We start from the raw sequence: 19281 nt of genomic DNA on the forward strand, positions 1-19281 counted from the left end.
AGCAGCTATGTCAGGCACGATGGGCGAAAATGTCCGACACATCATAGCCCAGAAGGTCCAGCTTTGCACGGGCAGGGAGGAAATCATAGCAGCTCTGCGCAAGATCACGCCGCCCTTCCCGGATGAGCATGGCTTCCAGCTTTTCCCAAAGGGCATGGAGATGCAGCACATCGGAGGCTGCATACTGGCGCTGCTCTTCTGTCAGCGTCGGGCTGCCCCAGTCGGAGCTCTGCTGCTGTTTGGACATCTCGACGCCCAGCAGCTCCCGGCTGAGATAGGCAAGGCCATGCCTGTCCGTGAAGGTATAGACAAGACGGGCGGCAATCTTCGTGCAGATGACGGAATTCAGCGTGATGCCGAGATAATGCTGGAGAACGGCCACGTCGAACCGGGCAAAATGCATCAGCTTGGTGACAGAACTGTCCTGAAGGAGCGCCTTGAGGTTGGGGCAGTGCCCGTAGCCACGCCCGCCCAGATGTTCCGGCACGAACTGTACGAGATGCGCCTGACCATCCCCGGCGGAAATCTGCACGAGGCAGAGGCGGTCCCGGTGGGGGTTGAGCCCCATGGTCTCGGTATCAATGGCGATGGAAGAGCCCAGCTCAAGATTGTCCGGGAGGTCGCCCTCATATAGATGAATGGCGTTACGCGGAGTGCTCATAGATTCACCGGATTTTCTGAGAGGGGACAATTCTGCCCTGCATGTCAGGGGAGAAAGCCTTGGTGCCCAGAAGAAGACTCGAACTTCCACGTCCTTGCGGACACAGGCACCTGAAGCCTGCGCGTCTACCAATTCCGCCATCTGGGCATAAAGCTGTAAGAGGAAGCTGTCTCCGTGAGGAAGCCGCCTCAGCTCTGTTGAAGATGCTTTTACGGCGCAGGAGGGGGGACGTCAATGAGGAAAATGCATCCTTTTGAAAAAAAACGAATGGAATGATGTCAGGGTGATAATAGGTCCGTTTCGGACTTATTTTGTAAAATGAAAATGACAATCATGCGCATTTTCAGGATGTTATGACACTCATTAGGTAAGCGGTACTGTCTGGTCTTTTATGGCTGAGCTGTTTAGTGCTGGGGCGACAAGGACCATTCTGCGCTTCACGGTGCAGGCAAGACGGGGATTGATGTCATAATGGCTGAACAGATGCTGCGGTTCGTAAACTGCTCCCAGAAACTCCCGGACAAACGCTCGGCTGCCGAGAGACGGAAGGATTTTGGCGAGATTTACGCCGGGTTCAGCCCTCAGAGGGCGCAGGAGCAGGCGTCACGCTGTTCCCAGTGTGGGATTCCGTACTGCACGGTCCACTGCCCGCTGGGCAATGTCATTCCCGAATGGCTGCGCCTGACGACGGAAGGGCGGCTGAAGGAAGCCTATGAACTTTCCTCCAGCACCAACAGCTTTCCGGAAATCTGTGGCCGCATCTGCCCGCAGGACCGCCTCTGTGAAGGGAACTGCGTCATCCGTCCGGGTTTCAGCAGCGTGACCATCGGGGCCGTGGAGCGGTATGTTACCGAGACGGCCTTTGCGGAAGGCTGGGTCCTGCCCCGTCTGCCCGCCGAGGAAACGGGGCAGAGCGTGGGGATTGTCGGGTCCGGCCCGGCCGGTCTTGCCTGTGCCGAGCGTCTGCGGGCCGCAGGGCATGAGGTGCACGTCTATGAACGGCAGGAAAAACCCGGCGGGCTGCTGATGTACGGGATTCCGGGCTTCAAGCTGGACAAGAGCGTCGTGGAACGTCGCTGGAAGCTGCTGGAGAAACAGGGAATCATCTTCCACCTGGGGCAGTCCGTCGGGCATGGCGATGGTGCTCTGCCTCTGGAGGAACTGCGTCAGCGGCATGATGCCGTTTTTCTGGCCACGGGTGTGTATCGTGCCCGGCAGGTGAAGGGGCCGGGGGCCGGTCTGGCCAACGTGGTGGAGGCCCTTCCTTACCTCAAGGCCTCCCAGACGGAGCATGAGACTGCTGGCCTGACAGCGAAAGGCAAACGTGTCGTGGTGCTGGGGGGCGGTGATACCGCCATGGACTGCGTCCGCACGGCCATCCGGCAGGGGGCGAAGGAAGTGGTCTGCGCCTATCGTCGGGACCGTGACAACATGCCCGGCTCCCGTCAGGAGGTTCTCAATGCGGAGGAAGAGGGAGCCCGCTTTGAGTGGATGCTGACACCGGAGGCCTTCCTTGGCGATGACAGGGTGAAGGCCGTCCGCCTGCGGGAGATGCGCCTCGGGGCAGCTGATGCGGCGGGCCGCCGGGCCGTGGAGCCGACGGAATCGACTCGTGAACTGAAGGCCGATCTGGTCATCTGTGCGCTGGGGTTCGAGCCGGAAGACCTGCCGGACCTCTGGAACCGGCCCGACCTTGCCGTGACACGGTGGGGCACGGTGGAGGTCTCCGGCAGCGGGCATGAAACCAGCCTGCCGGGTGTCTTTGCCGGTGGGGACATCGTCCGGGGGGCGAGCCTCGTCGTCTGGGCCATCCGGGACGGGCGGGACGCCGCTGACGCCATAATGAACCATCTGTCTGCCGGGGCTGCCCGGACCGCAACATCTGTCGGGGAGTGTGCCTGATGACCACCATGAACGAAACCACGACCATGACATCCGCTCCGGAAACGGCACGGGACTTCGTGAAGGCCTATCAGGCCAATGTTGAACGGCTGGAAGGGCTGTATGACCCGGCGCAGGAGCATGATGCCTGTGGTGTGGGGCTTGTGGCGGCGATGGATGGCAGGCCCAGCCGTGCCGTGGTGCAGGCGGGCATCGAGGCCCTGGGCAACATCTGGCACCGTGGTGCCGTCGATGCTGATGGCAAGACGGGGGACGGGGCTGGCATCCATGTGGAAATCCCGCAGAATTTCTTTGAGGATGCCATCCATAATGCGGGTGACCTGCGGATCGAGGGACGCATCTCCGTCGGGATGGTCTTCCTGCCCCGCACGGACCTGGGAGCGCAGGAACGCTGCCGCCAGATCATCGAGACGGAAATCCTGCGGTTCGGCTACGGCATCTATGGCTGGCGTCAGGTGCCGATTGATACGGCCTGCATTGGCGAGAAGGCCAACGAGACCCGTCCCGAGATTGAGCAGATCATGATCCGCAACACGCTGGGGCGTGATGAGGAAACGCTGGAACGGGACCTCTATGTCATCCGTCGTCGGATCGAGCAGGCGGCGACACGGGCACAGGTGGAGCTGTACATCTGCTCCCTGTCCTGCCGTTCCCTCATCTACAAGGGCATGTTTCTGGCGGAAAACCTGACGGATTTTTACCCGGACCTGCTGGATGAACGGTTTGTCTCCCGTTTTGCTATCTATCACCAGCGTTATTCCACCAACACCTTCCCGAAATGGAAGCTCGCCCAGCCTTTCCGCAAGATCGCCCATAATGGGGAGATCAACACGCTCTCCGGCAACGTCAACTGGATGCGGGCGCATGAGACACGGCTGAGCAGCCCGGTGCTGGATGACTACATGGAGGCCCTCAAGCCGGTCGTGCAGGTGGCGGGGTCCGACACGGCCGCTCTGGACAATGTCTTCGAGCTTCTGACCTTCGCTGGACGGACGGCACCATCGGCCAAGGCCCTGCTGATCCCGGCAGCGGCGGGGGCGAATTCTTCCCTGTCCGCCCGGGCCAAGGCATTCTACCGCTACTGCAATGCCGTCATCGAGCCGTGGGACGGTCCGGCGGCCCTGTGCGGGACGGATGGCCGCTGGATCATCGCCGGGCTGGACAGGGCCGGTCTGCGGCCGCTGCGCTACAGCATCACGAAGGACGGGCTGCTGATCGTCGGGTCCGAGACGGGTATGGTGCGTGTGCCGGATGAGGCCATCGCCCTGCGTGGGCGGCTCGGGCCGGGGCAGACCCTTGCGCTGGACCTTGATGAAGCCCGTTTCTACACGCCGGATGACGTGCTGGACATGCTTATCAACCGGCAGGATTATGAGAGCTGGATCAGGGACGGCATCGAGGATGTCGGGCCGTTGATGGCCCAGGTGACGGAACCGGACGGCATTGACGCTGAGACGCTGCGCCGTCGCCAGCTGGCCGTCAACCTGACCTATGAGGACATGGAGGCCACGCTCCAGCCGATGGTGGAGAATGGCAGCGAGGCTCTGGCCTCCATGGGGGATGACACGCCGCTTCAGGTGCTGTCCCGGCATTATCGGGGGCTGTCCCACTATTTCCGGCAGGGATTCAGCCAGGTGACGAATCCGCCGATCGACAGCCTGCGGGAAACACGGGCCATGAGCCTGGTGACGAGGCTGGGTAATCTGGGCAACATCCTTGCCGAGGAAGCGGGCCAGTGCCAGCTTCTCCAGCTTTCCAGCCCCATCCTGACGAATGGCGAATTCAGCCGTCTTCAGGAGATGTGCGGCAGGCAGGGTGAGGTCATCGACTGTACCTTCCCGCTGGCCGAGGGCGAGGACGGGATGCGGGCGGCCCTGACGCAGATATGCCAGAAGGCCGAGGATGCCGTGCGGGGTGGCTGTGCCCATCTCTTTCTGACCGATGAACACGCCACGGAGGACCGTGTGGCGGTTCCCATGGTGCTGGCCGTGGCGGCCGTGCATGTCCATCTCACCAATCACAGCCTGCGGACCTTCACCTCCGTGAATGTCCGGGCCTCCGATGTGCTGGACGTGCACAGCCTCGCCGTGATGGTCGGAGTGGGGGCCTCCACGGTCAATCCGTGGCTGGCCCAGCAGAGCATTGCCGATCGTCTCCAGCGGGGGCTGTTCGGAAAGATGACCCTGCGGCAGGCCATGGAGCAGTACCGCAAGGCCGTGGACAAGGGGCTGCTCAAGATCATGTCCAAGGCGGGGATTTCGGTCGTTTCGGCCTATCGTGGCGGGTACAATTTCGAGGCGATCGGCCTCTCCCGTGCGCTTGTGGCCGAGTTCTTCCCCGGCATGGCGTCCCGCATTTCGGGCATCGGCCTGCCCGGTATCGCCCGGAACGTCATCAAGGCGCACAGGCAGGCATGGCAGCCCGCCAACGTGTCTCCGCTGCCCATCGGGGGGCGGTACAAGATCCGCCCGGGTGGGGAGGCGCACTCCTTTTCGGCCAGTGCGGTCCACATGCTGCAGACGGCGGTGCAGGCCAACAGCTACAGGCTCTTCCGCCGTTATGCGGACGCTCTGGAGGCGCAGGAGCCGGTCGCCCTGCGTGATCTGCTGGATTTCCGTTCCAGCGCACGGTCCATTGACGTGGATGACGTGGAAGGCATCACCCAGATCCGCCGCAGGCTGGTTGCCCCGGGCATCTCCCTCGGTGCGCTGAGTCCGGAAGCGCATGAGACGCTGGCCATCGCCATGAACCGCATCGGGGCGAAGTCCGATTCCGGCGAGGGAGGTGAGGACCCGGCCCGGGCCACACCACGGCCCAACGGGGACAATGCGTCCTCGGCCATCAAACAGGTGGCGTCCGGCCGCTTCGGCGTGACGGCGGAATATCTCAACAACTGCCGGGAGCTGGAGATCAAGGTCGCACAGGGGGCCAAGCCGGGTGAGGGAGGCCAGCTTCCGGGCTTCAAGGTCACGGAGCTGATCGCCCGTCTCCGTCATGCCACGCCGGGCGTCACGCTGATCTCGCCGCCGCCGCATCATGACATCTATTCCATCGAGGACCTTGCCCAGCTGATCTACGACCTCAAGCAGATCAATCCGGAGGCGACCGTGACGGTGAAGCTCGTGGCCCGGACGGGCATCGGGACCATCGCCGCCGGTGTGGCCAAGGCCAAGGCTGATGCCATCCTGATCTCCGGCCATTCCGGTGGGACGGGGGCCAGTGCCCAGTCTTCCATCTATTATGCCGGCCTGCCGTGGGAAATGGGGCTGAGCGAGACCCATCAGGTGCTGATGCTCAACCGTCTGCGCCACCGGCTGAAGCTGCGTGTCGATGGTGGAATCAAGACCGGGCGTGACGTGGTGATCGCCGCCATGCTGGGGGCCGAGGAGTTCGGCATCGGTACGGCGGCTCTTGTGGCGATGGGCTGCATCATGGTGCGGCAGTGCCATACCAATACCTGCCCTGTCGGTGTCTGCGTGCAGGATGAGGAGCTGCGGAAGAAGTTCGAGGGCACGCCGGAGAAGGTCATCAACCTTTTCACGCTGATCGCCGAGGATGTCCGCAACATTCTGGCCCGTCTGGGATACCGCTCCCTTGAGGAGATCATTGGCCGGACGGACCTGCTCCATCAGGTCTATCGTGGCTCGGATTATCTGGATGATCTGGACCTCAACGCCCTGCTGGTGCAGGCGGATACGGGCGGCTTTGCCCGTCACTGCACGCTGGAGGGCCGCAATGAGGTCCCGGACACGCTGGATGCACAGATCATCGCTGATGCGCAGCCGCTGTTCGAGCGGCGGGAGAAGCTGCATCTGCACTATATCGTCCGCAACACGCATCGTGCGGTGGGGACGAGGCTGTCATCCCTCATCACCCGTCGCTTCGGCATGGCCAGCCTGCCGGAAGGGCATCTGACGCTCTCCCTGCGTGGGTCTGCCGGTCAGTCCCTTGGGGCCTTCGCCGTACAGGGGCTGCGCATCGAGGTGGAAGGTGATGCCAACGATTATGTTGGCAAGGGGCTCTCCGGGGCCACTCTGGTGCTGCGGCCCAGCAGTGCGACACCCTGCGCCACGGAGAAGAATTCCATCATCGGCAACACGGTGCTTTATGGTGCGACGGCGGGAGCACTCTTTGCCGCCGGGCAGGCCGGGGAACGGTTCGCCGTGCGGAACTCCGGTGCCGTGGCCGTGGTGGAAGGCTGTGGCTCCAATGGCTGCGAATACATGACAGGCGGTACTGTCGTTGTTCTGGGCAAGGCCGGGGACAATTTCGGGGCAGGCTTCACGGGTGGTACGGCCTATGTGCTGGACCGTGATGGCGATTTCCCGAAACGGGTGAATCACGACACGGTCATGTGCCAGCCCGTGACGGCCAGACGGTGGAAAGATGAGCTGCGGGGCCTCGTGGAGCGGCACGAGCGTGAGACGGGCAGTGCCTATGCGGCGGATCTTCTTCACCACTGGGAGGAGGTTCTGCCGAAATTCTGGCATGTCGTGCCGAAGGATTATGCCCGCATCATCGGGTATGAGGAGGCCGATCTCAGAAGCCTGTCAGCCTGACAGGGGCCACCCGGGCAGGGCTGCGGGGCTGGAGGATGGACCGTGACAGAAAAGAGAGTTTTCACAGCCTCCTCGCTTGGCTAGTCTGCAGGGATGATGACATCATTTCTCAAGACACGCTCCTTTGCCCGTCTGCCGGAAGGCAGGCAGGTTTCCGCCCCGGAAGGTGAGGCGGCTGCGCCCGTGGCCGCCCCCCGCTGGGACCTTTCCGACCTCTATGCCTCCCCGGAGGACCCGGCCATTGAATCGGATTTCGTCCGGCTGGACCATGAGGCCCGGACATTTGAAAGCCGCTGGAAGGGTACGCTGGGCAAGGCCTCTCCGGCCGATCTGGCCCATGCCCTCCAGGGCTATGAGGTGATCGAGGAAGGGCTGGGGAAGATCGGTTCCTATTCCCAGCTTCTCTTTGCAGCCCACACGACCGACCCTGCCTGTGGCCGTTTCGCCCAGAGCGTGCGGGAACGTCTGACCGCCATTTCAGCTTTCCTGCTGTTCTTCCCGCTGGAGCTGAACCGGCTGGATGATGCAGCCCTTGAAAAAGGCTTCAGCGAGAATGCGGAGCTGGCCTCATGGAAGCCTTATCTGCGGGACCTGCGGGTCTTCCGCCCCTATCAGCTTTCCGATGAGGTTGAGCGTGTTCTGATGGACATGGCCGTCTCTGGCCGGAATGCGTGGGTGCGGCTGTTTGACGAGACCATGGCCGGGCTGATGGTCTCCTTCGAGGGGAAAGAGCAGCCGCTGGGCGACGTGTTCAATTACATGACGGACAGCGACCGGAAAAAGCGGGAAGGGGCGGCCAGGGCCATCAGTGCCACGCTGGCAGCCAACAACAAGCTGCTGGTGGGCATCACCAACACGCTGGCCAAGGACAAGGCCACGATTGATACCATGCGGGGTTACCCCCGGCCTGTCAGCAGTCGCAACCGGGCGAACATGGTGGAAGACGAGGTGGTGGATGCGCTGGTGGATGCCGTGCAGTCGTCCTTCTCCCGTCTCTCCCACCGTTATTACGGCATGAAGGCCCGCTGGCTGGGGCTGGACAAGCTGGAACACTGGGACCGCAATGCCCCGCTGCCCGACGTGCAGGACAGGCGGCTGAGCTGGGATGAGGGCAAGGCGATCGTCCAGCGTGCCTATCAGGATTTTGATGAGGAGATGGGCCGCCATGCCAGCACGTTCCTCAACAGCCCGTGGATCGATGCGGCCGCTGTACCGGGCAAGTCTTCCGGGGCGTTTGCCCATCCGGTCGTGCCCTCCGTGCATCCTTATCTGCTGATGAACTATCATGGCCGTCCCCGTGACGTCATGACGCTGGCCCATGAGATGGGGCACGGCATCCATCAGATGCTGGCCGGGAAGAAGCAGGGCTATCTCCGTTCCGACACGCCGCTGACGCTGGCCGAGACGGCCTCCGTCTTCGGGGAGATGCTGACCTTCCAGTCCCTGCTGGATGCGGAGAGTGATCCGAAACGCCGTCATCATCTGCTGGCCTCCAAGGTGGAGGACATGCTGAACACGGTCGTGCGGCAGATCGCCTTCTACCAGTTCGAGGTGCAGGTGCATGATGAACGCCGCAGAGGCGAAATCCCTGCCGAGCGTCTTGGTGAAATCTGGCGGGACGTGCAGACACGCAGCCTTGGCCCGGCCTTCAGCTTCACCCCGGATTATGACCTCTACTGGTCATACATTCCGCATTTCATCCACTCGCCCTTCTACGTGTACGCCTATGCCTTTGGCGACTGTCTGGTGAATGCGCTTTATGGCGTGTATCAGGACAGCCCGGCAGGCTTTGCGGAAAAATACAAGGAGATGCTTGCCGCCGGTGGCACGTTGCGCCATCAGGAGCTGCTCGCACCGTTCGGGCTGAATGCCGGTGATCCGTCCTTCTGGAACCGTGGTCTGGATGTCATTTCCGGGCTGATCGACCAGCTTGAGGCTGAACCGGCTGCATGAGGATGAAAGCCGGCCTGCACGCCATGCAGGCTGGCACACTGCCTGACAGGGCAACAGGTAAGGGTTGAGATCATGGCACGTGAACGTGACATCGACAGGACGGGCTTTGTCGATAACATGCAGCGCATGTTCCGGGCCTCCAGCATGGTGGGGGGTGTTGCGGCCCGCATGGCCGGGCACAAGCTGGGCCTGCGGAGCAACACGACCAGCCATGCGGAGGAGCTGCGGGCCGTTCTGGGCAACCTGAAAGGCCCGATGATGAAGGCTGCCCAGCTTCTCTCGACCATTCCCGGTGCCCTGCCTGATGACTATGCCGAGGAGCTGGCCCATCTCCAGGCCAATGCGCCGCCGATGGGATGGAACTTCGTCCAGCGGCGGATGAGGGCCGAGCTGGGGGCGCGGTGGGAATCCCGCTTCCGGTCTTTCAGCCATGAGGCCGTGGCGGCGGCGTCACTGGGGCAGGTGCATCGTGCGGCTCTGGCCGACGGGCGGGAGGTGGCCTGCAAGCTGCAATATCCCGGCATGGCGGGAGCCATGGAGCAGGACCTCCGGCAGCTGAAGCGGGGTCTGGGCGTGTTCAGCCTCGTGGGCAATGCCATCCGGCAGGATGAGGTCTATGCCGAACTGGCCGAACGGATGCGGGAAGAGCTGGATTACACACGGGAGGCCAGCCACCTGCGGCTCTACAGGCTCATGCTGGCGGACGTGCCGGAAGTTACCGTGCCCGCCCCCGTACCCGGGCTGGTCACGGAACGGCTGCTGACGATGGACTGGGTGGGGGGCCGCTCCATGAAGTCCGTGCTGGAGGAACAGCTCCCGCAGGAAGAGCGCAACGCCATTGCGGTTGCGCTGTTCAAGGCCTGGTACAGGCCCGTCTATCATTATGGCGTCGTGCATGGTGACCCGCATATGGGCAATTTCACCGTGCGGCAGGATGGTGGGCTGAACCTGCTGGATTTCGGTTCCGTACGCATTTTCTCGCCCCGGTTTGTCGGTGGTGTCCTGTCTCTCTTCGATGCCCTGCGGGATGGCGATGAGGAACGGGCCTACGAGGCCTATCATGACTGGGGCTTCAGGGACATTTCACGGGAGCAGGCTGCCGTGCTCAATGAGTGGGCACGCTTCTTCTATCGTCCTCTCATGACGGATGAAATCTGCAACGTGGAAGAGAGCAACAACCCGCAGGAGGCCCGCCGGGTGCTGGAGCATGTCTATGACGGGCTGAAGCGCACGGGCGGCATCACTCTGCCACGGGAATTCGTCATGCTGGACCGCTCGGCCATCGGGCTGGGCAGTGCCTTCCTGCGGCTGGGAGCACGGGTGAACTGGCACCGGCTCTTCATGGAGCTGACGCAGGATTTCAATGTGGATGTTCTGGCGGCCCGGCAGAAGGATGCCCTGCGGAAGGCGCAGGTCCAGCCCGCCAGATGAAGGCAAGGCCGGACGGGTGAGCATACCGGTCCGGCCTTGCCTGTCAGGATGGGCAGAGAACTGTCAGCGGAAGAATTTGCTCAGCAGGTTGCCACCGATTTCCTGGATCACGTCCTGCTGGAGGGCCTTGCCGAAGCTGGCGAAGCCGCTGCTCTGCTCACCGGAGCTTTCGCCCCCGTTTTTCTCGCCGAGATGGCTCACCAGACCGGCCAGCTGGCCGACGAGGTCCCCGGCATGGCCCTGGCCATTCTGGAAGATGGAGGAAATCTGCTGGAGGCTCGCAGCCCATTCCCCGGCCTGTGTGTCGCCATTCTGCGAGGCGTCCTGCATCTGGCCGATCAGCCGGTCAATCAGCTGGAAGGCCTGCTGCGCCGTGTTGCGGAACTGCGTGTAGCTCTGCTCGATCTGTTCGATATCCATAAGGTTCTGACCTTTTTGTGGAAGTGGAGCCTCATTGGGCAGTGAAGAGGCGGTGTGATGGTAAACGACCCTGTAAAAACTGCCAGTCTTTTTATGAGGAATGAACAGCCGGAAACGGGTGGCTCCATTTATTCCGTCAGAGGCATCTTGTGGTGGCAGGAACATGCTCCCATCTAGGGGCCATGGCAGTTTCTTCGTCGTCCCGCAAAAAGAAAAAACCGGTCGCGCCCCGTCAGACGGATTTTTTCCCTGAAAAACAGCCCGCCAAACCGAAGACCAACCGGTTTGTCGTCAAATCGGATTACGAACCCTCCGGGGACCAGCCGCAGGCGATTGCCGCCCTGCTGGACGGGTTGCAGGCCGGGGAGCGGGATCAGGTGCTGATGGGTGTGACAGGGTCGGGCAAGACCTTCACCATGGCCAAGGTGATCGAGGCGGCGCAGCGGCCCACGCTCATCATGGCTCCCAACAAGACCCTGGCGGCCCAGCTCTATAGTGAGATGAAACAGTTCTTCCCCGACAATGCGGTGGAATATTTCGTTTCCTACTATGATTACTATCAGCCGGAAGCCTATGTGCCCCGCTCGGATACCTTCATCGAGAAGGACAGCCAGCGCAACGAGCGCATAGACCGGATGCGCCATGCTGCCACGCAGGCCCTGCTGGAAAGGAACGATGTCATCATCGTGGCCTCCGTGTCCTGCATTTATGGTATCGGCTCGCCCGAATCCTATGCCCGCATGAAAATCCGCCTCGTGCCGGGGGAGATCATCGACCGGGACGACCTGATCCGCCATCTGGTGGAGCTGCAATACCAGCGGAATGATCTGGCCTTCGAGCGTGGGTCATTCCGGGTGCGGGGGGAGCAGGTGGACATTTTCCCCATCCAGAACGAGGACAGGGCGTGGCGTGTCATGCTCTTCGGGGATGAGGTGGAAAGCATCACCGAATTCGACCCGCTGACGGGGGAGAAGACGGCTGATCTGGAAGAGGTCAGCCTCTATGCCAGTTCCCATTATGTGACGCCCCGCCCAACGCTCAATCAGGCGATGGTCAGCATCAAGGATGAACTGCAGGACCGCATCCAGTATTTCAGGGACAAGGGAAAGCCGCTGGAGGAAGAACGCATCCTTCAACGGACCAATTTTGATCTGGAAATGCTGGAAACGACAGGCGTCTGCAAGGGGATTGAGAACTACTCCCGCTATCTTTCAGGTCGCCGTCCCGGTGATCCGCCGCCAACCCTCTTTGAATATCTGCCGGAAGATGCCCTGCTGATCGTGGATGAAAGCCATGTCGGCGTGCCCCAGATTGGCGGGATGGAACGGGGGGACCGTGCCCGCAAGGAAACGCTGGCAGATTTCGGGTTCCGTCTTCCCTCCTGTCTGGATAACCGGCCCCTGTCTTTTTCGGAGTGGGATGCCTTCCGGCCGCAGAGCATCTTCGTGTCCGCCACGCCGGGGCCGTGGGAGATGGAACAGACGGAAGGCGTGTTTGCCGAGCAGATCATCCGTCCGACCGGCCTGACAGACCCCATTACCATCATCCGACCCGTGGAAGGGCAGGTGGACGACCTGCTGCATGAGGCCAGGGCAACCATTGCCGAGAATGGCCGTGTCCTCGTCACGACCCTGACCAAGCGCATGGCTGAGGACCTGACGGAATATCTTTCCGAACATGGCGTGAAGGTGCGGTATCTCCATTCCGACATTGATACGCTGGAGCGCATGGAGATCATCCGGGACCTGCGGCTGGGGGCCTTTGATGTTCTTGTGGGCATCAACCTGCTGCGGGAAGGGTTGGATATTCCCGAATGTGCCCTTGTGGCGATTCTCGATGCAGACAAGGAAGGCTTCCTGCGGTCCCGCACCTCTCTTGTGCAGACGATCGGCCGAGCCGCTCGCAACGTGAATGGCCGTGTCCTGCTCTATGCGGACAAGGAGACGGACAGCCTGCGTTACGCCATCGAGGAAACGGCCCGCCGCCGGGAAAAGCAGATGGCCTGGAACGAGGCGCACGGCATCACGCCGCAGACGGTCCGCAGCCGCATCAGCGACACGCTCTTTCAGGAAGAGCTGGCGGGCAAGGAAGCCCCGCCGGAGTCTGATCCACAGCTCACCATTGACGATCTGCGCAAGAAAATGCGTGAAGCAGCAGCTGAGCTGGACTTTGAACAGGCCGCCGCCCTGCGGGACGAGATTCACCGGCGGGAGGCCAGTGACATTGGCCTCATTGCTCCGGCCCCGGCAGCTTCGCAGGCCAGACAACGCAAGACGACCAGACGGAAAAAGAAGGACTGACCATGCTGGAACTCAAGAGAGACGGGCAGAGCCTGACCATCCTGCCGGAGACGGGGGCTGCCCTTGGCCAGTGGCAGGTGCAGGGGCATGAGATGCTCCGTCCGGTCGCCAATCCGGCCCTGCGGAACCAGAAGGGCGTGGCCGTGGGGGCCTATCCTCTGCTGCCCTATGTCAACAGGATTGCAGACGGCCATTTTGCCTTCGGGGGAGAGGAGCACAGGCTTGTCCCCAACATGGAGGGCTGCCCGCATCCCATCCATGGCAATGGCTGGGAGCATGAATGGCAGGTGGCGCACAGAACGGACAGTCACGCCATCCTGACTTTCGATCACACGCCTTCTGATGATGAAGCCGGTCGGGGGGAATGGCCCTATGCCTATCGGGCCGTCATGTCCTACGAGCTGCGGGCGGACGGGCTGCATGTCTCCATCGTGATCCGGAACAGCGATACGGTCGATCAGCCGGTCGGTCTGGGGTTCCATCCTTTCTTCCATTCGGAGGCCAAATCCCGCCTGAAATTCGCAGCGGACTCGGTCTGGCTGACGGACGGTCACGGCCTGCCGACCGAAAAAAAATCCTGCGAAGGTGAGTGGGATTTTTCGAAAGGGCAGGCCCTTGAGGAGCTGAAGCTGGATAACGGGTTTGCCGGGTTTGCCGGTCAGGCCCGGCTGGAGCAGCCCGGGGGTCTGCCAGACCTGACGGTGGAAGCGGACCGGATTTTCTCGCATCTGGTGGTCTTCTCCCAGCCGGAGGAAGGCTATGTGGCCATCGAGCCGGTCACGAGCATGACGGATGCCCTCAACAGGCCGGAGATCGCCGGGCGTGGCGTGCATGTGCTGGCACCGGGGCAGAGCCTTGGTGGCATGATCCGCTTCCGTGCTGATGTCTCACGTCGTCCGGCGGAAGGCTGACGCCGCATGGCCGCCGAGAAGATTGCCCTGCACCGTTATCTTTCCCCACAGGGTGCGGCCCGGATGCGGGCTGAGCTGAAAGAGCTGACCCAGAAGGAGCGGCCGCAGGTCGTGGAGGTCGTCTCATGGGCGGCGAGTAATGGCGACCGTTCGGAGAATGCGGACTACCAGTATGGCAAACGCCGCCTGCGGGAGATCGACCGGCGCATCCGGTTCCTGACGAAACGGCTGGATCAGGCCGTGATTGTGGACCCGGCAGCCCAGACCAACCGGAACCGTGTCTTCTTTGGCGCCACCGTCTGCTATGCGGATGAGGAGGACCGTCATTATACCGTGACGATCCTTGGCGTGGATGAGTCCCGGCTGGAGCATGGGGAGGTCAGCCTGCAGGCTCCGGTGGCCCGTGCTCTCATGAAAGCTGCCGTGCATGACGAGGTCACCATGCAGACACCATCCGGCCCTGTCCTTGTGGAAGTGCTGTCCATCGCCTATCCAGACCCGGCCTGATATGGTGGGGGCCTGAAAGAAACCGTTTGGTCCTGAACTGCTTTTGCGGAGTTATTCTTATGGTCCAGTCCTCTTCCTCCCGGCGGCGTGTTGCCGTGCAGATGGACCCGCTGGAAGACATCAACATCGATGGTGATTCCACCTTTGCCCTGATGCTGGAAGCCCAGCGTCGTGGGCACGAGCTGCATGTCTATCACCCCACCACCCTGTCCCTGCTGGAAGGAAAGGGCACGGCAGGCCGTCTTCAGGCCCGGAGCCGCAGGGTGACCGTACAGCGGAAGAAAGGCGATCATGCTGCCTTTGGCCCGGAGGAGGTTCTGGACATCGGCTCATGTGATGTCGTGCTCATGCGGCAGGACCCGCCTTTCGACATGGGCTACATCACGGCCACCCACATGCTGGAGCATGTTCATGGCACGGGCGAGGGGCAGGCCCTCGTGGTGAATGATCCGGTATCCGTACGCAATGCACCGGAGAAGCTGCTGGTCACGCATTTTCCCCAGCTCATGCCGCCAACGTTGGTGACGTGGGACCGGGAGGCGATTGCCGCTTTCCGGCAGAAGCACAGGGACATCATCCTGAAGCCGCTTTATGGCAATGGCGGAGCGGGCATCTTCCGGGTGAAGGAGGATGACGAGAATTTCTCCTCCCTGCTGGAGATGCACTTCTCCCGCTCCCGTGAACCGCTGATGGTGCAGCGTTATGAGCCTGCCGTGCGGCTGGGGGACAAGCGCATCATCCTTGTGGATGGCGAGCCGATCGGGGCAATCAACCGTGTTCCTGCGCAGGGTGATGCCCGGTCCAACATGCATGTCGGCGGCCGTGCCGAGCGTGTGGAACTGACGGACCGTGACAGGGAAATCTGCCGGACCATTGGTCCGTACCTGAAGGAACATGGCCTCATTTTCACGGGGATTGACGTGATCGGGAACTGGCTGACGGAGATCAACGTCACCTCCCCGACGGGCCTACAGGAACTGGACCGTTTTGATGGCATCAACAGTGCCGGGATGATCTGGGACTGCATCGAGGCCCGTCTTTCCTGAAAGGAAACATGGAAGCGGCCTGGCCCTATGGTCAGGCCTTTCACCTGTTTGGTGTCTGGTCCGTTTTCCGTGTTACGGTCTCGTGGGGAGGCTCTTCCGGTGATGTGGAGCCGTCCTCTGTCCTGGCATCTTTTTCAGGGTCGGAAGGATAGAGATTGTCCCGGAATGGAATGGGTACGCCATCAGAGAAATATCCATTTTCCACCTTCAGGTCCCTGGATGGTCTGTCCCGGCTGAACCTGTTGATGAGCCATGGAAACAGTCTTTCATGGTAATAGACAACATAAAGGGCCACCCAGAAAAACAGGCAGAGAAGGGCCAATATGAGATCGAGATGCTTCATCGTGTGATCCAGTCATGAGTTCTGGTTCTGTTCTGGACAGGTAGACCAAATTTTTTCGCATAATATCGTCAGAATACCTTGTCAGCCAAGGGCGTTGGGGGGCAAGAAAGGGGCGGACTGATCGGTATCAGTAGCGATAATGCTCCCCGCTTTGTTGGGGGCAGACAGTTGAGGCTGCATTTTCATGGTGTCTTCCCTTAAACCCCGTTCTTCCCTCGATGCTGACAGCGTACGTGATGCCTATCGCCGTTGGGCCCGCATGTACGACAAGGTTTTTGGCGGTGTATCTGCTTTCGGGCGACGGCGGGCCGTGGCGGCTGTCAATGCGCTTCCGGGCACGCGTGTGCTGGAGGTGGGAGTTGGAACCGGGCTGGCCCTTCCTTCCTACAGGTCCGACAAACGCATTACAGGAATCGACCTCTCGGAAGACATGCTGGCCCTTGCCCGGGAGCGTGTGAAGAGGGAAGGTCTCCGTAATGTTGATGAACTTATGGTGATGGACGCCGAACATACCACCTTTGCCGATAACAGCTTTGATATCGCCGTCGGCATGTTCGTGGCCTCTGTCGTGCCTCATCCGGACCTGCTTCTGGCAGAGTTGAAGAGGGTGGTGAAACCGGGGGGACACATCCTTTTTGTCAACCATTTCCTTGCCCGTGGGGGCCTTCGGCTGAAGGTGGAGAAGGTCATGGCCCGGGCCTCCCGTGCGCTGGGCTGGCATCCTGATTTTGCCATTGAATCCCTGCTTCCACCGGAGGATATGGCCCGGGCGACCATCGTGCCCGTCCCTCCGGCGGGTCTGTTCACCCTCGTGACATTGCCGCCTGAGAAGACTAAGTAGGGGGAAACCCATCTGCCTCCGAGAAAGGCAGATGTTTCATGGTGGCAACAGGCTGGCGGAATAGAGTGACTTCAAGGCCGTTATTTCAGACAGTATCTTCATCCCGTCATGGGAGAAGCGGTGGGGCGTTTTTTCTGCTGGCGTTGTTTGCTGGCATGTTGGGGGGCGCCATGGGGTTGCCTTTCCTGCATGTGCATCCGTCTCCTGGTGTCGTTGTGTCCCATGCCGTGCTGATGACATTTTATGTTGTATGCCCGGCTTTTCTGGGCGGGATGGCCCGCTGGTTCCTGCCGGACCTGCTGAAAGGCGAGGGCATGGCTCTGCCGTTTGCGGTCCGTACCGGTTTTGGCGTGCTGGCTGTAGGTGCCTTTCTGTTGCCGGTCATGCCGTTTGTCGGGCTGGCTCTCTGGAGCATTGGCGTGCTGGCGCTGGCTTTCAATGTGCTGGCCACGGTTCTGGAGATGCGGTCCATCCCCTTCCGTGATTTTCCGCCGCTGGTCTGGGCGTTTCTGGCCAATGCTCTGTCTGTGCTCATCATCGCTCCCGTTCTGCTGGCTTTTCTGCTGCGGAGTGGTCTGGCTGGTGCCGGGCCGGAAGCCCTTCTGACGGTTCTGCGTGGCAGTGTGGAAATGACCCTGCTGAGCGTGCCTTCGCTTGGCATCATCATGGCTGCTCTTCTGCCCGGGCAGAAGGAGCAGGGGTGGGTACCCCGCTGTGCTCCCCATGCGTTTGGCGTCATGGGTGTGGTGCCTGTTCTGCTCTGGGCTGACCATCTCTTCGGCGGGCTTCCGTCATCGGTTTACAGCGCTGGATTAAGCATCGGGCTGGGGGTTCCCTGTCTGGTTCTTCTCGTAGCCTTTGCCGGGGATAGATGGCGTACTGCCCTGCCATCGGGGCCAGTGGCGGCCTGGGCTTCCGGTGGGCTTGTATTGCTGCTCGCTGGCTGGGCCGCCATGCTGACCGAACCAGTCTGGGGCAGACAGGGGGTGCCGCCGGGGGCCTTCGTTCTGGGGGCGGCAGGGCATCAGCTTGTGATGTTCGGCAGCCTTCTTGCTCTCAGTGCAGCTTTCTATGGCTGGTGCGGGGCCAGACTGGCACGGTGGGGGCGATCTTTTTCCATTTTTGGCATGATTCATGCTTTCATCACGTTTGTCGGGGCGCTCTGTTCCATTCTGCCGCAGCTGGTCGTGCCTGCCGTGCTGTTGATGGGCTGCAGCCTGCTCATGTTCGCCCTGTCTGCCGGAATGGTCTGGTATGGCCTGCTGGTAGAGCGGACCCAGGGGACAATGGGGCTTTTTCCTGAAGAGTAAGGTGTTTTTCCATGCAGGCATCATCCGGTCTTTCGGCCTCTCCACTGGCCCGTTTTCTGGGGGCGCTGCGTGTCGAGGGACATGCTGGTGATACGGCTCTGCAAGATTGGGTGGCGCTGCTCAAACCACGGGTGATTTCACTTGTGGTCTTCACCGGGTTGGCGGGCATGGCCGTAGCGCCGAAATGGCCGTCCGTACCTGTCGGGCTGGTTATCATTGCCTGCATCTGCATCGGGGCCGGTGCGGCGGGTGCCATCAACATGTGGTATGATCGTGACATTGATGCGATCATGAAGCGAACCCGCGTTCGTCCTGTTCCCGGAGGGCGGGTCGAACCGACGAGTGCGTTGGTTTATGCGGTTGTGCTGTCGGTAGCCTCCGTTGTGCTGCTCTGGTTGGCGACCAACCTGCTGGCGGCAGGGATTCTGGCTTTTTCCATCTTTTTTTATGGTGTGATCTACACCATGTGGCTCAAGCGCAGCACGCCGCAGAACATCGTGATTGGCGGTGCAGCCGGAGCTTTTCCCCCCATGATCGGTTGGGCAGCGACGATGGGATCGCTGGACGTGCTGCCGGTGGTGATGTTCGCCATCGTCTTTCTGTGGACGCCTCCGCATTTCTGGTCGCTCTCCCTTTATGCGTGCAAGGATTACGAGAGTGCGGGCATCCCCATGCTGCCGGTCGTGAAGGGCGCACGCCATACACGCTGGCAGATCGTCATCTACACTTTCATTCTGGGGGCCGTGTCTCTCGTGCCGAGCGTGGCAGGGCAGTGTGGCTGGTTCTACACGGTCTGTGCCAGCCTGCTGGACCTCGGTTTCATCTATTACGGCCTGCGGGTCCTGTTCGACAGACAGGATGAGAAGGGGAACAGCCTGACGAAAGATAAACCGGCCCGTCATGCGTTTCGCTATTCACTGGCCTATCTGTTCTTCCTCTTCTGTGGCCTTCTGATTGACAGGGTTCTTCTGGCATGAGCGATCATAACACTCCTTCCCGCCGCCAGGGCCGTCTCTTCGGCATCGTTCTCGGGCTTTCCTTTTTCACGCTGGCCCTGTTCGTGGTGGCTTTGTACCGACTGTAACGTCTTCTCGTAG

14 protein-coding genes and 1 tRNA gene are annotated in these 19281 nt (G+C 61.3%); 11 read left to right on the forward strand and 4 right to left on the reverse strand.

The features are described 5' to 3' along the window. Nucleotides 1-10: 10 nt before the first annotated feature. Complete coding sequence (locus GM608_RS03005; protein ID WP_043560607.1) at nt 11-661, reverse strand: ribonuclease D; 651 nt, start codon at nt 659-661, stop codon at nt 11-13. 60 nt (nt 662-721) lie between these two features. Beyond that, nucleotides 722-808, reverse strand: a tRNA-Leu gene (locus GM608_RS03010). Between the two features lie 324 nt (nt 809-1132). On the opposite strand from GM608_RS03010, the gene GM608_RS03015 reads away from it, so the two are divergent. The 4 genes from GM608_RS03015 to GM608_RS03030 all read left to right on the forward strand — a co-directional run bounded on the left by GM608_RS03015 (nt 1133) and on the right by GM608_RS03030 (nt 10506). Continuing rightward, a complete protein-coding gene (locus GM608_RS03015) occupies nt 1133-2563 on the forward strand; it encodes an NAD(P)-dependent oxidoreductase (protein WP_333644978.1) in 1431 nt (476 codons plus the stop codon). Further along, complete coding sequence (gene gltB, locus GM608_RS03020; RefSeq protein ID WP_408863025.1) at nt 2563-7122, forward strand: glutamate synthase large subunit; 4560 nt, start codon at nt 2563-2565, stop codon at nt 7120-7122. Before GM608_RS03015 ends, gltB begins: the two co-directional genes overlap by 1 nt. Nucleotides 7123-7215: 93 nt before the next feature. Further along, nucleotides 7216-9075, forward strand: a complete 1860-nt coding sequence (locus GM608_RS03025) for a M3 family oligoendopeptidase (protein ID WP_232086314.1) — start codon at nt 7216-7218, stop codon at nt 9073-9075. A 72-nt stretch (nt 9076-9147) separates the two neighbouring features. Next, entirely contained in the window at nt 9148-10506 is a 1359-nt protein-coding gene (locus GM608_RS03030) for an AarF/ABC1/UbiB kinase family protein (protein WP_333644979.1), read from the forward strand. A gap of 63 nt (nt 10507-10569) precedes the next feature. Here GM608_RS03030 and GM608_RS03035 read toward each other — a convergent pair whose 3' ends face one another. Further along, complete coding sequence (locus GM608_RS03035) at nt 10570-10926, reverse strand: hypothetical protein (RefSeq protein ID WP_086431097.1); 357 nt, start codon at nt 10924-10926, stop codon at nt 10570-10572. A gap of 182 nt (nt 10927-11108) precedes the next feature. Here GM608_RS03035 and uvrB point away from each other — a divergent pair, with 182 nt between their 5' ends. The 4 genes from uvrB to gshB are packed head-to-tail and all read left to right on the forward strand — an operon-like array spanning nt 11109 to nt 15690. Beyond that, on the forward strand, nt 11109-13226 hold the full coding sequence (gene uvrB, locus GM608_RS03040; RefSeq protein WP_052349096.1) for an excinuclease ABC subunit UvrB: 2118 nt from the start codon (nt 11109-11111) through the stop codon (nt 13224-13226). 2 nt (nt 13227-13228) lie between these two features. Next, nucleotides 13229-14137: an aldose 1-epimerase gene (locus tag GM608_RS03045; RefSeq protein ID WP_086441219.1), complete on the forward strand. Its 909-nt coding sequence runs from the start codon at nt 13229-13231 to the stop codon at nt 14135-14137. Nucleotides 14138-14143: 6 nt separating this feature from the next. Next, the gene (greB, locus tag GM608_RS03050; protein WP_043560592.1) at nt 14144-14644 is read left to right on the forward strand and encodes a transcription elongation factor GreB; all 501 of its coding nucleotides are present in this window, start codon (nt 14144-14146) and stop codon (nt 14642-14644) included. Between the two features lie 59 nt (nt 14645-14703). Then, nucleotides 14704-15690 (forward strand): glutathione synthase, encoded by a 987-nt coding sequence (gshB, locus tag GM608_RS03055; RefSeq protein ID WP_081563030.1) that lies wholly within the window; start codon nt 14704-14706, stop codon nt 15688-15690. Nucleotides 15691-15730: 40 nt separating this feature from the next. On the opposite strand, the gene GM608_RS03060 is transcribed toward gshB, so the two are convergent. After that, nucleotides 15731-16033, reverse strand: a complete 303-nt coding sequence (locus GM608_RS03060; RefSeq protein ID WP_192848055.1) for a hypothetical protein — start codon at nt 16031-16033, stop codon at nt 15731-15733. A 184-nt stretch (nt 16034-16217) separates the two neighbouring features. Here GM608_RS03060 and GM608_RS03065 point away from each other — a divergent pair, with 184 nt between their 5' ends. The 3 genes from GM608_RS03065 to GM608_RS03075 all read left to right on the forward strand — a co-directional run bounded on the left by GM608_RS03065 (nt 16218) and on the right by GM608_RS03075 (nt 19161). Next, a complete protein-coding gene (locus tag GM608_RS03065; protein ID WP_103765432.1) occupies nt 16218-16874 on the forward strand; it encodes a class I SAM-dependent methyltransferase in 657 nt (218 codons plus the stop codon). 170 nt (nt 16875-17044) lie between these two features. Further along, a complete protein-coding gene (locus GM608_RS03070) occupies nt 17045-18184 on the forward strand; it encodes a hypothetical protein (RefSeq protein WP_333644980.1) in 1140 nt (379 codons plus the stop codon). A gap of 11 nt (nt 18185-18195) precedes the next feature. Then, nucleotides 18196-19161 (forward strand): heme o synthase, encoded by a 966-nt coding sequence (locus tag GM608_RS03075; protein ID WP_249079441.1) that lies wholly within the window; start codon nt 18196-18198, stop codon nt 19159-19161. The last annotated feature ends 120 nt before the right edge of the window (nt 19162-19281 follow it).

It is taken from the genome of Bombella sp. ESL0380 (assembly GCF_009725805.1).
Classification (GTDB): domain Bacteria; phylum Pseudomonadota; class Alphaproteobacteria; order Acetobacterales; family Acetobacteraceae; genus Bombella; species Bombella apis.

Excerpts from the sequence above, each read along its gene's own strand:
- GM608_RS03005 (WP_043560607.1), bottom strand. The coding sequence starts at position 661 with ATGAGCACTCCGCGTAACGCCATTCATCTATATGAGGGCGACCTCCCG.
- GM608_RS03015 (WP_333644978.1), top strand. The coding sequence starts at position 1,133 with ATGGCTGAACAGATGCTGCGGTTCGTAAACTGCTCCCAGAAACTCCCG.
- gltB (WP_408863025.1), top strand. The coding sequence starts at position 2,563 with ATGACCACCATGAACGAAACCACGACCATGACATCCGCTCCGGAAACG.
- GM608_RS03025 (WP_232086314.1), top strand. The coding sequence starts at position 7,216 with ATGATGACATCATTTCTCAAGACACGCTCCTTTGCCCGTCTGCCGGAA.
- GM608_RS03030 (WP_333644979.1), top strand. The coding sequence starts at position 9,148 with ATGGCACGTGAACGTGACATCGACAGGACGGGCTTTGTCGATAACATG.
- GM608_RS03035 (WP_086431097.1), bottom strand. The coding sequence starts at position 10,926 with ATGGATATCGAACAGATCGAGCAGAGCTACACGCAGTTCCGCAACACG.
- uvrB (WP_052349096.1), top strand. The coding sequence starts at position 11,109 with ATGGCAGTTTCTTCGTCGTCCCGCAAAAAGAAAAAACCGGTCGCGCCC.
- GM608_RS03045 (WP_086441219.1), top strand. The coding sequence starts at position 13,229 with ATGCTGGAACTCAAGAGAGACGGGCAGAGCCTGACCATCCTGCCGGAG.
- greB (WP_043560592.1), top strand. The coding sequence starts at position 14,144 with ATGGCCGCCGAGAAGATTGCCCTGCACCGTTATCTTTCCCCACAGGGT.
- gshB (WP_081563030.1), top strand. The coding sequence starts at position 14,704 with ATGGTCCAGTCCTCTTCCTCCCGGCGGCGTGTTGCCGTGCAGATGGAC.
- GM608_RS03060 (WP_192848055.1), bottom strand. The coding sequence starts at position 16,033 with ATGAAGCATCTCGATCTCATATTGGCCCTTCTCTGCCTGTTTTTCTGG.
- GM608_RS03065 (WP_103765432.1), top strand. The coding sequence starts at position 16,218 with ATGGTGTCTTCCCTTAAACCCCGTTCTTCCCTCGATGCTGACAGCGTA.
- GM608_RS03070 (WP_333644980.1), top strand. The coding sequence starts at position 17,045 with ATGGGGTTGCCTTTCCTGCATGTGCATCCGTCTCCTGGTGTCGTTGTG.
- GM608_RS03075 (WP_249079441.1), top strand. The coding sequence starts at position 18,196 with ATGCAGGCATCATCCGGTCTTTCGGCCTCTCCACTGGCCCGTTTTCTG.